The organism is Microcoleus sp. F4-D5 (assembly GCF_036704885.1).
GTDB lineage: Bacteria > Cyanobacteriota > Cyanobacteriia > Cyanobacteriales > Microcoleaceae > Microcoleus.
Window position 1 is genome coordinate 1 of sequence record NZ_JAUBSX010000028.1, and the last position, 14102, is coordinate 14102.

Consider the following 14102-nt stretch of genomic DNA (forward strand, 5'->3'; position numbering starts at 1 on the left):
AAACTTATGTTTTGCCGAGCTTGAATTGCCCATCAAGTGCGATCGCAATTTTTCCTAACTTATTCAGTAAGCCCTAATTAATAGTCCTGGATGCACTTTTGACGGGCATAAACGAGGTTTCGGCTTCGCTCAACCACCAAGTTTTTTAGCGTTTCTGGGGGGGTAAAGGAAGTCTTGCTGTGAAAAAAACCAGTTTCTTGCTACTCGTGCACCTAGGATTAGTTAACTTGGACTTAACATCCGGGTTCATCTGTATAACAAGCCCCTAATAGACTCCAAGTTTGAGGGCCGACAATGCCATCAACAGCAATCTTATTTTCCTTTTGAAATTTGATGACTGCTTGTTCGGTTTTTGGGCCGAAGAATCCATCAGTTGCGACGGGATATCCCTTTTTAACTAAGGATTGTTGGAGATAGCGCACGTTTTGATTGGCAGTGGTACTATTATTTCGTTGCAGTGTGGGCAGTGAAGAGCAAAGAGGCAATTGGGTGTAAATTGAATTTGTGGTTTGCATGGTTTGATTGGGGATTAGTGGTTTGCAAGTCGTTTGAACTTGCTATTCCCCAGTTGTAGCTGTGGGGGGAAGTGCTTTAACAGTCGCTTTTTATAGTGACGCTTATCTGAGGTAGCTCAGATGAGTGACAGCCAGCTATCAAATCCGTTTTGTATAAAATAATTGTCAAAGGCAAACAGCGGCGAATTTCCATTGTTTATCAACTTTTAGCATCTTTGCCACCAGCCCCACACCATAAGTAGGGCGGCGCGAAAAAACGCCCCTATTTAAACGAGGGCAAAGTCTCCAAAGGCTCTCTACTGGCTGATTTAAACCTGTTTACATAGTGTTGCATTATGCGGTTTAATCCCGCCTAGCTACTTACCTGTACGGCTGTCGGTGTCGGGATGGATAGGCAGATTGACGTAGAGAAAGCGAGGCAATCAATCCTGTCACGGTGTAATCGATCCACTGTTGTATAAGCTGAGTAAGGGTCTTTTCTATAGAGGAGGCAAAAATACTGTATTTAAAGCTAGTTAACCATTTAAGCGAAAAGGGCGATCGGGAAAATTAATCTGAGGTTGGGACTTTAACTTAGAAGTGATATCATAGAATCGGTAGATAGTAGATTTGCGGCTGTCAAACAACTTGACAATTGAATCAATAACACTTTCTGTAACTATCGGGTTAAAGTCGGAAATAAAGCCGTCAGCGTCCAGATTTTGCCGAAAAAACTCCTTAGCTCGATCGCACTGATAGCGCATTTCGTCAAAACCAACAATTTTCACCACAAACGTTGTCAGCGGTGAGTTATCCAAATCCGTATTAGAAATGCTTTTAGCCCGCCCATTTTCTAATAAATTCAATACTTCTGCTTCTAAACCACTTTTAGGTTTGTAAGGTTTATCTATTTCTGGAAAAAAGCTTTCCAGGCCCACGCATCGAGTAGCTCGATCTGGAAGTTCTCCCATCATCATCGCCAGAGAGACATCGAGTCCAAAACCCGAAGAAAGAACTTCCAGCAGTGCGATAGCAGCCAGTTTGCAGCCCAAATAAAGCTTCGCAATTTCAAGATTGTACTTAGCAGTAGTTTCCCAGCGCTGATAGGTGCGATCGTCTGGATATCCCTGAAACTGCCGAAAAATCACCTCTGGCTTGAGATTATTCAGAAAACCTTCCATCTTCAGCAAAGCAACTCGGTAGTCCCGAACCGTGTAAAAACCCCAGGATGTGAGATTGTGATTGGTTTCCGGCAGTAAATTCCAGGTATTTGCCAAAAAATGGGCTGAACTCTGGTGAGCAAAACTCATCACATCCCTGTTAGAAATTCGCACAGCTTTTTTCACCGTTTCCTGCAGTTGCTCGTCTGTAAAACTGAGTTTAAACAGGCTATTTATTGCTTGCAAGCGGTCATAAAGGTGCTGGCTTACCGTTACTCCCCACTCAGCGGAACGAAACGGAATGGTTGCTTCTATGCAGGCTGAAATTTGAAGCAATTGCTCGCGTTTGAGAAATGGTTCTAGAGCTTTTGCTGCTACCAAAGCGCTGAGAAATTCGTTTTGTCCTGTGAAAGGATTGAGCACTTCCCCCGGTACAAAACCGAATACTAGCATTACCATCTCAAAGGTAGCATCCGCAGACAGTTCAGATTGCTCCCGAATTTGTAGCTGTTTGTTAACTTCTTTTGTAACAGGAGTGATGTAGTAGCTGACGTTAAAGTTAATGCTGTGATCGACTTGCACGTAGACTGTATCGTGAAATAAAGCTGCCAAAACCTCGATCGCATCTTCATTTCCCCCCACATCAAAAATATGTTCGGGAGTGTGAAAAAATCGCCAGGGCCCCATCATCGGCTGAACTATCAGTTCGGCAATCCAAGCGAGTTCACTTGGTTCGACTTTTGCTTCTAGGCGATCGATCGCCCAAGTCAGCCTTTCTAAGCACTGCAAGTATGCCTGTTTGCTATCCATCACAGTCTTTTCCAATAACATTACTGTCACGCCAGCGATCCCGATATTGTTGTTAGTTTGATTGTTTCGTAGATGCGCCCCTGATTTTTTGATTTGAAATTTTTGAGTTTTTTGTTGAATATTTTAGCTAGAATTTAGGAGGCAAATACTTAATTGAAATCACTTAATTTCCGGTAGCTGACCTCCCCTGTTTTCCCAGTCTAATTAGGACAAAGTATGACAAGTAAAGTACATAAATTGCCAAACCTATCAGACCCAACAATCCCAAAAATTGAGGGTTTGCTGTAGCGTGAAACATCTCTTTGTACAGCCAAGGCGGGTCTAACCAAACGCGGCAAAAAGGTTCGTCAATTACCTGAATTTGAGATTTAAAGGCACAGCTTAAGAAGGGAATTTGAGCGATCGCGCCCAAACTGCTGTAAACAGTAATCGCCCACCGCCAAGCTGTAAAAGCCAGTTTCAGGGGCGACTGCGGTCGATCGGCAATTTCTTCGTTTAAATCCTGCCAAAACCACAGACAAGCAGGAATCAAAGCCCTCCCCATCACCGACGAGACAAAGCTCACTGGCAGCGCAGCCATCATCAGGTAAAGTGTAATTGCCAGCAAACTCGCCACCCGCCAATAAATAATCGACAAACGGACAATAGCCTCAGCTTTTGCAAAAACAGCCCAAATCAGAACTACCAGCGGGATCGAAATTGTTAATAACACAGACAACCGGTAATCCATCCAAACTAGCGGTTGAAACCAAGGCCCGGTGGCTGCCAATAAAAGACTCAACATCTTTGGGAAAATATACTCACTTATTTATGACAAATTCTACTTTGACACTCTGTACACTCTTGGTGACTGAGATTCTTGGTTCAACGAAGTCACTTGCTTGCGACAGGATTTCTCCAGCCTAAGTAGAGGTGTCTTCTCCCCAAGCGTTAATTCCGGTATGCCCTACCGTACTCGATCGGTTGTCTGTATGTATTTAGATTTTGGTTCAAATGCAAGTTTTCCCAGACAGCAACAACGTTAAGCGTGACTGCGCACTCAACAATAAGAGGGCGAGTTTTTGCGTTGTCTAGTTATACTCAATTTTTAACCTACGACAACGATCGTATCACGCCTAGTACAAGACTCACGAACACTCTTGACCCAACTCCAGAAGTGTCGCTCAAGTCAAGCGGACTAAAGTCTCGATCTTTTTCCGCCTCCAGTCTTTTTCTATAAAAATGCTAAAAAATCAGCGTTGCACAACTTGAGGATGATGCTTGTAGGGAGTAGGGGTTAGGTGTCCCACCTGCTGTGCAAATACACCCGACGGGATCGGGGGATCATCCGACACCACAATCAAAATCACCCCCCAATTATGCCATGCCAAAAAATCAGCAACTGGAACACTCTGCTTAATGTTCCAGTTGCTGCTGCAAAAATTGCCATATTCACTTGGCACGCTTTCAAATTTCGTATTTGAGACAGGATAGAGGGAAAATCTCGCCATTACCTGAAGGCTGAACCCGTGAAATCCTCCCGCGCCCAAAGTTAGACGGAGGCGCGGGAGGGAAGGCGTAGAGCTAAATTGCTCGTTTATTCGTCGTAGATGCGGCATTCAGCAGCGTCAGGGTTGTCGTCGCAATACTTTTCAAAAGAATTCTTAGGTTTGACTTGCTTTTGGTGGGAAGCTTCTGCTTGCAGTTCTTCAACTGCGTCCCACGCGGCCGCGCATTCCCCGGAAGTGGCGCCCTTGAGGTCACAGACGCTACGAGCGCTTTCTAGTTCTTCTGCAATTTGTTCTTGGATGTTGCCTGCGGGTGTTGTTGTCATAGTCACCTTATTGAGTAAGAAAGGTTTTCTTTTTGGATGTTAGTTTGTGTTGGATTGGCAGTTTCGGTCTGGCGACCAGGCTAATAGTAGCTGGAGATGCGCTGCTGTTGCAGCGGGCCAGATAGAAACCATCCATCAACTGCGGTTGCAGCAGGTGTCTCTACTTCCTGCTTTACTCTATCCCGTTGGCGGGTTTTAGTCGCCAGGCATCAATGTAGGTCGAGCCGACCTTACTTTCGATCAAAACATTACATGAAGTTGGTGTGTCAAACTGTATTGAGCTTTATCTTTTAAGATTTAGCGGAAGACGACATTTAACACCAAACAGATTTATTCGACCCTCATGTTAACTTATGTTAACACAAGAACCGCCTTCTGGGGGAATCGATCGCCCAAGAATACCGTCCCGCCAGCGGCCAGTTGCGGTTAGCCTAATGTATAGAGATAGTTTTATAGAGAAGTTCGCCGTATGTACACCAAAAACAAAATGCAGTGGGTCAGCGCTTTATCAACCCGCCCCTCTTTGGAATCAGCCCTCAAAGAAGTTATAGAACAAGCAGATCGAACCTTAGAAGGCCGGGCAGATTTAGCCCTGATATTTATCTCGTCTGCCTTTGCCAGCGAGTATTCTCGGCTGATGCCTTTACTCCGAGAACTGCTGCCGGTGCCAGCGATCCTGGGCTGCGGCGGGGGAGGAGTCATCGGCACGAACCGGGGCGGCCTCACCGAAGAAGTCGAGGGAGCTCCAGCAGTCAGCCTGAGTCTGGCGCGCTTGCCGGGAGTGAACGTCAGAACTTTTCACGTCAAGGCAGAAGAACTACCGGACTTAGACAGTCCCCCGGATACTTGGGTGAATCTGTTGGGCGTGCCAGCCCGGGAAGAACCGCAGTTTATTATTTTCGCCGACCCATTTTCGGCAAAAATTAACGATTTGCTGCAAGGGCTAGATTATGCCTATCCGGGTGCGGCGAAGGTAGGGGGGCTCGCCGGCGGGGACGGTGCGGGTAGGGGCGCAGCGCTGTTTTGCAACTATCAGCTTTATCGAGAAGGGACGGTTGGAGTGGCTTTGAGCGGCAATATAGTTTTGGAAACAATAGTCGCTCAAGGCTGCCGGCCGATCGGGCATCCTTATCGGGTGACGGAAGGAGATCGGAATATTTTGCTGAAACTCGAAGAACAAACCGACGATAGCAGCAGCGGGGGCATCGAGCGATCGCCCTTAGAGGCACTTCGAGAGTTAGTTCAAACTTTGAGCGAAGAAGACCGAGAATTAGCCCAGCACTCGTTATTTGTAGGCTTAGTCAGCGATGAATTCAAGCTGAAATTAGAGCCGGGAGATTTTTTAATCCGCAATCTGTTGGGAGTAGATCCGAAAGTGGGGGCGATTGCGATCGGCGATCGAGTCCGTCCCGGACAGCGCATCCAATTTCACCTGCGGGATGCCCGCACCTCCGCAGAAGACCTAGAAATGCTGCTCGATCGCTATCAGCGGGCCGCCGAGTACAGAGGTACATCCACTGCCGGGGCTTTGATGTTCTCTTGTCTGGGGCGCGGTGAAGGACTTTACGGCCAATCGAACTTTGACTCCCGACTCTTTGGCCGATACCTCAAAAACATCCCTCTGAGCGGCTTTTTCTGCAACGGCGAAATCGGCCCCGTCGGCGGCAGCACATTTCTGCACGGCTACACCTCAGTATTCGGGATTTGCCGCCAAAATTCATAATTTCTGAACTGTTGACTGTTGACTGATGACTGATGACTGTTGACAATCTCAAATCTCAAATCGATCGACTGATGACCAATAACTAAAAGCGGCAGTCGCCTGCCGCTTTTAGCTGTCACTAAATGTCTGGAAACCTTAGAAACTAAAGGTAGTCCGCAGGAGTCCGACCCAGATATCGTCGTTTCTGTTGTTGTGTTCGGGATTCAGAATCACGTAAACGCCCGGTGTCACCGCAATAAAGTCATTGACTTGGAAGCGATAGAAACCCTCTAAGTGATAAGAGGTGTTGCGGTTTCTGGCGACATCACTCTCAGTAACTTTTGGCGGTACACCGAAGACGAAGCCGAGGAGGTTGCCTTGCCGGCCAAAATCTGCCAGGGCCAAAGTGATAGCACCATTCTGGATGGTAGCGTCATTGTTGCCGCCCCGCAGTTGTTCAGCCTTCGTATAACCGTACCAACCGCCAATCTGAAAGCGGCTGCTGGGTTTGAAGTTAACCTGCACCCCAAAGTTATCGGATGCAGTGGGTGCTAGACCGAAGGGCTGGTTCGCCAAAGAACTGCCGGTGCTATTCAAGATGTTAACATCGCCTGCGCGATTGTATTTCCGGGTGTAAGTCAGGCCCAAATCAAACGGTTTGCTAAAAAAGCCTATCTGACCCAGAGCGCTGAAAGAACCGTCGGCAACCCCCCTGCCGTTTGCGGGGTTGGGAGCATCGCTCTCGCCGGCCAGATAGCCCGCGGTAGCTTGGAAGTTGCCGAAGTTGTAAGTCATACTTGCGCCAGCTCCCTGCGGCCCGCGGAATACGGCCGGGTTACTACGAGATCCAAATCTGGAAATTGAAGTTGTACCTGTAGACTTAAAGGGACTAGCTGTGTTTGCAATTTCATCCAGGTCAAGTCCTAGAGGACCGACAATGAATGTAGCGTTACCCGTCGGGAAACTATAGTACAGCTCCTCAAGTATGAAATTGCTACTCTCACCCCCCTCATAGCTTAGGCGAGCCATGTTGGTACCGGTAGCCGTGGCTCTGTCGTAGCGGGCGATGTTGCCTGCTTGCAAGCGGGTTTTGAGCAAATCTCGACCGGTGAAGCTTGTCAATAAGCTCAAGCGCACCCGGTAGCCGAAGTTGGTGACTGTTTTGTCGTCGCGAGTGCCAACTGCATCTCCGAAGGTGTCGCTGGCGGCAAAAATGACTTCTCCTGCCAGTTTGGTTGTGGTGGAGAACTGGTTGGCTTCGAGTTCTGCGGTGCGAGCTTCTAGGCCGTCTACCCGTCCGCGCAGGGTAGCGAGTTCGGCAGCAAATTCTTCTTGCAGGCGTTGCAGGATGGCTAAGTCGTCTCTGGTGACCAAGTTACCTGTTGACCCAATTAGTTGGGTTATGTTGTCTAAGCAAGCGTTGACGCCGGCTGCAAATTCGTAGCGAGTCAGGGCGCGGTTGCCGCGGTAGGTGCCGTCGGGATAACCTACGATACAACTGTAGCGTTCGACTAGGGATTGCAGGGCTTGGAATGCCCAATCTGTCGGGCGCACGTCGGAGAGCTGAGTGACTGATGTCACCTGGGACATGGTTCCGGACTGTTGGGCCGGCAGTGCTTGGGGAGCGACAGGGACGATCGGGCCGCCCATTCCTCCGGGTACTGCCTGAGCAATTTCTACCTTAGTAGCTGGGGTAGTAGCTGGGGTGCTGGCGACTGCTGGCACTTCTATTTTCGCAGCGGTGACTGCTGGCACTTCTATTTTCGCAGCGGTGTCTGTCTGGCTGCTTTGTAAGGCCAAGTCTGATGCTTGGGGCGACGACGGTTCGACTGTGCTGGCTGCTGCTACGGGTTCAGTCGCTGCTGCTGTGCTGGCGGGAGCGCTTGGGGCTGCTGAGTCGATTTCGCTCGCTGTGGTTTCGAGTGCTGCTGCGCTGGTGTCTGGTTCGATTGCAGCCAGTTTTTCAGGCTGTTTTTGGGCCTCGGCGGAGTTGGCGACCGGGGTTTGGGCAGCTTCAGCGCTGCTGTTTAAAGCCAGCTTTTCTGGGGCAGCAGGGGCTGCTGCAACTGGTTCTGCAACTATTTCTGCAGCTATTTCTGCTATTTTTGACTCAGATGACTGAGCTGTAGCTAGCTGGTTGGCTTCAGCGGTTGCTGGAGCTTCTGCTGCGATCGCAGCGGCACTGACGACTGATGATAACCCCAGAATTGTCGGGGATACTAGCAGTAAATTCCAAAAAGTTCTGTTCATTTTCCTCACACCTTCACACTCTATTCAACTCGATCGGCAATTCCCAACTGCTAATTTTTGTGGTTGCTTGCCTGTTGACAATAACTGCCAAAATAGAACCTATCCATAACTGTTGATTCACAGTAGGCGTGTCTAGTTCCTGGTTGAACGTAGGAGGCTGGCTCCTTGTACGGCCCAGGCATCAATTCAGGTCAACCCCACATTTCATTACAGTTGATTATACCATCACCTGCTAATCTCATCTCTAGATCGCCAGACTTGCTTGACTTGCTTTGCGGGCGATCGACAACTGGTTTTACGGGTTCGACCACTATCTGCCTTTAACTGACAACTGCCCAGAGCCTTCGGTTACGCCAGACTTAACAGACAGTTATAGGTAGGATTGTGGCTGCTTGTCGCATCCCTTATACAGCTTTTTCTCCTAGAATGTCAAGCTTTTTAAGCTAACTTTAAACCTCGCAGCGCGGCAGGGGGTATTTTTCAGCCAATAGTGGGGAAGTCAGAGCTAAAGGTTGGTAAATTTACCCCGTCCAAACCAAAGTTCCGGCTTGACCAATTTTGGTTTTTTGATGGCCCCAGCAGTCTCGACTTGCCAGCGCGATCGCTATTTTTGAGACTGCCCGTTGGCGGATTTAATTTCCCGCTACTTTAACACAATTTTTTTGCGGTCTGGCAGCAGCAGCCGACTGAATGTCTGTTAGCTGAAATTATAGTTTTGTGGTCTCCCTGTCTTGCGTTTGACAACCAGTTATTTTTTTGGCACAGCCTCGGGAGATCAAAGGACATTTTCTCTGTGATTTATGCCACTGCCAAAGTGTCCATTGATTCTCCGGGCATCCTGGACGCATCAACCGGGTTAGATGAACGCCAATACTTCCTTTTAGGCGATCGCTCAAAGTTAAAAAACCGGGTTTACGACAGTAAGGAGTGCATCCAAGACGGTTTTCAGTTGCTAAGAACACAAGTAAATGCCGCCAGTGATGGGAAGGCGATCGAACAACCTGTAGATTGGGCAATACAGTCGCTCTTTCTATGGTATGTTAAATTGAGGTGTGCCATCTATATTTTTTGACACCATCTCTGACTGGGATGAAAAGCAAACTGCGGCTGTTAGTAGTGGTATTATTGCTATTAGGATTTTTCTTTCGCTTCGTCAACATAGACAAAAAGTTTTATTGGTATGATGAAGCATTTACTTCCCTGCGGATTTCTGGATACACGCAAACAGAAGTTCTTCATGAAATAAGCAGCGGTCAGTTATTAGCAGCAAAAGATTTGATGAAATATCAGCGCCTCAATGCGACAAAAGATTTTGGCGATACTGTTAAAAGTTTGGCAATAGAAGAACCTCAACTGCCACCACTGTATTTTCTGGCAGTCAAGTGTTGGGCAAAACTATTCGGTGATTCTCCGGCAGCGATCAGAAGTTTCTCAGTTTGGATGAGTTTGTTAGCGTTTCCTGGTCTGTACTGGCTGTGCCGAGAATTGTTTGCACCGCCGGAAGTGGCGTGGATAGCCGTGGGATTGCTAGCAGTTTCTCCGTTGCACGTGCTTTACGCTCAAGAAGCACGTCCCTACAGTTTGTGGCAGGCCCTGATTTTGCTTTCTTGTGCCTCTCTGCTGCGAGCACTGCGGCTGCAAAACAAGCTAAGTTGGAGCATTTACGCAGTAGCAAATATTCTGGGATTTTACACTCATTTATTTAGTTTGTTAGTTGCGTTAGGACACGGATTTTATATCGCAGGAACTCCAGGTTTTACGTCGAATAAAAAGCTAGTGAGTTACTCGATCGCAATTGCCGTGTCGTTGCTAGCATTTCTGCCTTGGATGGAAATCTTACTGGTAAATAAAAGTGCAGCATCCGGGGCGACAAGTTGGGCTAGTCTAGGAAGTCAGAGGCTATCTTTAGTTAAAAATTGGGCCGGAAATATCGGTCGCGTTTTTTTTGATTTGGGGCTAACTTCTCATGCGAGATCCGTATATCTTATTGGTTTAGTGGCAGCGACTTTAAGTTTATTGACAATCGTAGGGTATGCAGTTTATTTTCTGTGTTCGGAGACGAACAAACAGGTTTGGCTGTTTGTATTGACGGTGATGGCGGTGACAGCACTGGCAGTGATGCTGCCGGATGTTATATTGGGAGGAATCCGATCGACTAAAGCTCGCTACCTATTTCCGACTTATTTGGGGATGCAAATCGCTGTTGCTTACCTTTTAGCGACTAAAATTACCGCGCTGGGCGTGCCAAGCTGGAAACGGCAAATGTGGAAAGTTTTGACAGTTGTACTGTTAACGGGGGGGGTGCTGTCGAATGCCGTTAGTTCTCAAGCCGAGACTTGGTGGACTAAGGAATGGGGCCGGGAAAATCCCGAAATTGCTCGCAGGATCGATCGTGCTCCAAAGCCGCTGCTTGTCAGTGATATCTCGGAAGTCAGTCTGGGAAATATACTCTCAATGAGTCATTTGTTAGAACCGAAAGTGCGGCTGCAATTGGTATTGCTTGACCCGGAAGCGCGCCGCCGAGCTCAGTTGTTTGACAGACCAACTATACCCAATATTCCTAGCGGTTTTAGCGATGTTTTTGTCTGCGGGCGATCGCAGAAGTTTAGTGCTAAGCTGGCGAAAATGCAAAACTTGAAAATCGAGCTGCTTTCAGAACAAAAAACCGAAACGCTGTGGCTAGGCAAGTTAGTAAAAAAGTGAGGGTTTATGGAAGATTTTGGTATTATTATTGCCTGCTGCGACCAGGATTATCTGTTTGCTAAGGGTTGCTGTGCTAGCATCCGATATTTTCTGGGAGATGTGCCGATTTGTCTGTTGATTGACGGTACGTTTTCTGTGAGTGCTTTGGAAAAGTCCTACGGGGTGCGAGTTATCGATCGCACAAGCGTTTCTGAAGAGGTTCTCAGAAAAAGAAGTTTTGGTTGGGGCAAAACTAAAATGATTGCTTTCTGGGAAAGTCCTTGGTCAAATTTTATGGTTTTGGATGCCGATACGATCGTTTGGGGCGATGTTCTCAAGTTGGCTAATTTTCAAGACTTTGATTTTATTGTAGACCAACCTTGTCAGGAAAATTCTGATGCAGATGTTTCAAAATTTTTCTTTGACATTCCGGGCGTTGAGAAGCATTTCCCCTCTTTTAACTGGTCGAAATATCGAGCTAATTATTTCTGCACCGGTACTTTTTTTGCAAAGCGCGGCGTTTTTAGCTTGGAAGAATACGTGGAAATTTTAGATTTTACAGCGGCAAATCCGGGGATATTTAAGTACGGAGAAATGGGGTTTTTGAACTTTATGATTTTCCGGGCCGCGCAAGAAAATCGGCTGCGGGTGCAGAGTGTGGATATGCAGTTGTTGGTGCCGGATTTTGACCAAGATGTGGTCAGAAAGCGGTTTCCGGTGGAAGAAAGCGGGCCTGCGGCCGATCGCACTCAGGCGACTGTGATTCACTGGTGCGGGCCGAAGCCGACTTTATCTAGTGGGAAAGTTTACTCGGAACCGATGAATTTTTGCCGCCGCAAGTGTGAGGAGGATGTTTGGAACCGCACGGGTTTGGCTGCCGAGATGTCGCTGCAAGTTGAGGATTGGCAGCGATCGATCTACGTGTACAAGAATAAGTTTAAGAAGAAGTTTCGGCAGTTGGCGGGGAAGTAAGTAGAATTTTTTAACCGCAGATGTCAGCGGATGAACGCGGATGCACGCGGATTTGGGCTTACCTATCCAGGGGTAAAGTTGGCCCGGCTGGGGGTAAAACTTGGCGGTGAACGCTTACTTTGTGGCTTTCCCGCTGAGTTTGCATTTCGACGGCGATAGCCTCAAATTCGACTTCCATGCAGCCGTAGGGAATCTCTAACTCGATACTTGCTCGGACGTTTCCCAACCCGTTAGATTTAAATTCGGTAATCCAGCGCGGCCCGTCGAGAATCAGGTAGGTTTGCCGATCGTACACCCAAACTTTCACATAAATCCGGGGCATTAATTCCGGGAGTTGCACTTGCACTTTTACCGGCCCGCCGGCGACGATTTCGGCGCGAGGCAATTCCAAAATGGGCATCGGTACTAACTCGTCTTCTGGCAAAACGTAGGGAATCGGGGGAGTGTCTTCTGCTGCGACAGTTGCGGTTTTTTGAGCAACTTGTTTCGGCTGCGGGGGCTCGTCAAAGACCACAAATTCTCTGGCTTCCGGGCTAGTGGATTTGGGGTCGGAAATTGTTTCGCTGGTTTCGGCTTGCTGCTGGGTGGGACTGCTTTCTTGGACAACGGCAATTGCGTCGCTGCTATTGGCGGTGGTTTTTGCAGTGGGGGACAGGGTGGTTGCTTTCAGCCAGTCGGGGGATTCGCCGTTGCTGGCTAAGGAACTCAGTCGCGACCAAAATCGACTTTCGACGTTTAAGGTTTGAAATGCCTGTTTTGTGGGTGCTGGCTGGGTTTCTGGGGCGGTTGTTTCTAATTCGGGGCTGTTTTCGGGTTTTTGGTCGATCGCTCCGATTTCCGCTGTTTTAGGGGATTGTGGAATGTCTGAGGGTTTGGTTTGTGGGTCGATCGACTCTGCGGCTGTTCGAGGCGAATTGGAGATTTCCGACAGCAATTGCGATCGGCTGCCCTCGGGCAGTTTGTTACCGAATGCGGGCAGTTCTAGGCCGCCTGCACTTGGAGTCTGACGGGAACTCAGTTGAGGGGGCAGGGCCTCAGCGGTTGGGGTTTCGGCGGCGGATGGAGGGTCTAAAGATTTTTCTACTAGCTTGAGGAAGGATACATTTTTGGGGCTGCGAGGCGGTTTTGAGGCTGTTGGGGAGGGTTCGGCTTGATGCTTTTCTTCGATGAAATTGTCTTTAATTTCCTCTAGAAGATGCTCTAAACGCGCTGTAATTGTGAATAGTTTGGTGGCAAGGGTTATGCTGCCGCTGGTGAGAATTGCTTCTCCTAAAATTAGGCGGCTTTTGCACTCGGTTGGGATGTAGGTGACGCAGGCAAAGATGCAGGGGGGAACTTGTTCTGGCATCGGCTGCTGGATTTGGGCGAGAATTTGTGAGGTTTGGGGGTCGCGCAGGTAAATTTGCAGTTGTGCTGAACCGATGAGTTGCTTGAGTTCTAGCGCTTCGGATTCGGGGATGAGAGTTGCTGTTTTTCTGGTTTTTTGGGGGGGGTGGGGAATGTCGATTTTGCCGGAAATGATTAAGGGGCGACCGAGTTGGGTGACGAAGGTTTCTCGATCGAGGGCGAGTTCGAGTTTGACGTGGGGTTTAGGTTGGGGGGTTTGGGGAATTGGAAATTGGTAGATTTTGGTCTGCTGCGGTGCCTCAGCGGCTGGTGGGATTTGGGTTGGGGCGGGACGATCGACCGCTGCGGCGATTTTTGGTGCTGCCGCGGCAGTGGCGGGGATTTTTGGTGCTGCCGCGGCAGTTGCGGGGATTTTTGGTGCGGCGGCGGCAGTTGCGGGTTCGGTTTGGTCGATCGGCGGTAGCGGTTCGGAAGTTTCCGATTCTGCGGGCAATACTTCCAACTGAACGCCGTACTGCCAAGGTTTTAATGGTGTTGATTTGGGATCTGGCAAGCAGGAGAGTTCCCACAGTCCCGGTTTGAGCCTGGTGTAGGGAATGATCACGACTAATCCTTCGGGGTTGGTGCGGGCCGATCGGCTTTGGACTTTCCGCTGCGCCCCTTGCTCGAAGGAAGTATGGGTAACGCGAATTTCGATGTCGGTGTTGGGGTGCTGAATCCTAGCAACCACGCGGTATTTGCCTTCTAGAATTTCCACGTCGGAGGTTTCTAGGGGCAACCAGGCGCGATCGCCTTCTTTCTGTAGCAAAAATTCTAATTTTTTCATCTTTCTTTCCCCTTGAAGGCTCCCGCTTGATTCATCACAGGTTGGT

General features: G+C 48.6%; 11 protein-coding genes. 5 read left to right on the forward strand and 6 right to left on the reverse strand.

Annotated features, from left to right (window positions below; translation table 11 throughout):
* Positions 1–233: 233 nt before the first annotated feature.
* From QUA80_RS14915 to QUA80_RS14930, 4 genes are all read right to left on the reverse strand, one after another.
* The gene (locus QUA80_RS14915) at positions 234–515 is read right to left on the reverse strand and encodes a peptidoglycan-binding domain-containing protein (protein ID WP_333425699.1); all 282 of its coding nucleotides are present in this window, start codon (positions 513–515) and stop codon (positions 234–236) included.
* A 515-nt stretch (positions 516–1030) separates the two neighbouring features.
* Positions 1031–2485: a hypothetical protein gene (locus QUA80_RS14920; protein ID WP_333425701.1), complete on the reverse strand. Its 1455-nt coding sequence runs from the start codon at positions 2483–2485 to the stop codon at positions 1031–1033.
* Positions 2486–2627: 142 nt separating this feature from the next.
* Positions 2628–3248 carry a DUF3177 family protein gene (locus tag QUA80_RS14925; protein ID WP_333425703.1) on the reverse strand — a complete coding sequence of 207 codons (621 nt, stop codon included), beginning with the start codon at positions 3246–3248 and terminating at the stop codon, positions 2628–2630.
* 792 nt (positions 3249–4040) lie between these two features.
* On the reverse strand, positions 4041–4277 hold the full coding sequence (locus QUA80_RS14930; protein ID WP_333244407.1) for a Calvin cycle protein CP12: 237 nt from the start codon (positions 4275–4277) through the stop codon (positions 4041–4043).
* A gap of 46 nt (positions 4278–4323) precedes the next feature.
* Between QUA80_RS14930 and QUA80_RS14935 the strand changes: the two genes are divergently transcribed.
* Together QUA80_RS14935 and QUA80_RS14940 are read left to right on the forward strand one after the other, a co-directional pair.
* Positions 4324–4476 (forward strand): hypothetical protein, encoded by a 153-nt coding sequence (locus QUA80_RS14935; protein ID WP_333343631.1) that lies wholly within the window; start codon positions 4324–4326, stop codon positions 4474–4476.
* Between the two features lie 270 nt (positions 4477–4746).
* The gene (locus tag QUA80_RS14940; RefSeq protein WP_333425705.1) at positions 4747–6000 is read left to right on the forward strand and encodes an FIST N-terminal domain-containing protein; all 1254 of its coding nucleotides are present in this window, start codon (positions 4747–4749) and stop codon (positions 5998–6000) included.
* A 135-nt stretch (positions 6001–6135) separates the two neighbouring features.
* Here QUA80_RS14940 and QUA80_RS14945 read toward each other — a convergent pair whose 3' ends face one another.
* Positions 6136–8229: an iron uptake porin gene (locus QUA80_RS14945; protein WP_333425707.1), complete on the reverse strand. Its 2094-nt coding sequence runs from the start codon at positions 8227–8229 to the stop codon at positions 6136–6138.
* 793 nt (positions 8230–9022) lie between these two features.
* Here QUA80_RS14945 and QUA80_RS14950 point away from each other — a divergent pair.
* Genes QUA80_RS14950 through QUA80_RS14960 form a run of 3 tightly spaced genes read left to right on the forward strand, consistent with a single transcriptional unit; the run spans position 9023 to position 11883 of the window.
* The gene (locus tag QUA80_RS14950; protein WP_333425709.1) at positions 9023–9301 is read left to right on the forward strand and encodes a hypothetical protein; all 279 of its coding nucleotides are present in this window, start codon (positions 9023–9025) and stop codon (positions 9299–9301) included.
* A 17-nt stretch (positions 9302–9318) separates the two neighbouring features.
* Entirely contained in the window at positions 9319–10932 is a 1614-nt protein-coding gene (locus tag QUA80_RS14955; protein ID WP_333425711.1) for a glycosyltransferase family 39 protein, read from the forward strand.
* A gap of 6 nt (positions 10933–10938) precedes the next feature.
* The gene (locus tag QUA80_RS14960; protein WP_333425713.1) at positions 10939–11883 is read left to right on the forward strand and encodes a hypothetical protein; all 945 of its coding nucleotides are present in this window, start codon (positions 10939–10941) and stop codon (positions 11881–11883) included.
* Positions 11884–11941: 58 nt separating this feature from the next.
* Here QUA80_RS14960 and QUA80_RS14965 read toward each other — a convergent pair whose 3' ends face one another.
* Complete coding sequence (locus tag QUA80_RS14965; RefSeq protein ID WP_333425715.1) at positions 11942–14056, reverse strand: hypothetical protein; 2115 nt, start codon at positions 14054–14056, stop codon at positions 11942–11944.
* Positions 14057–14102 lie beyond the last annotated feature (46 nt).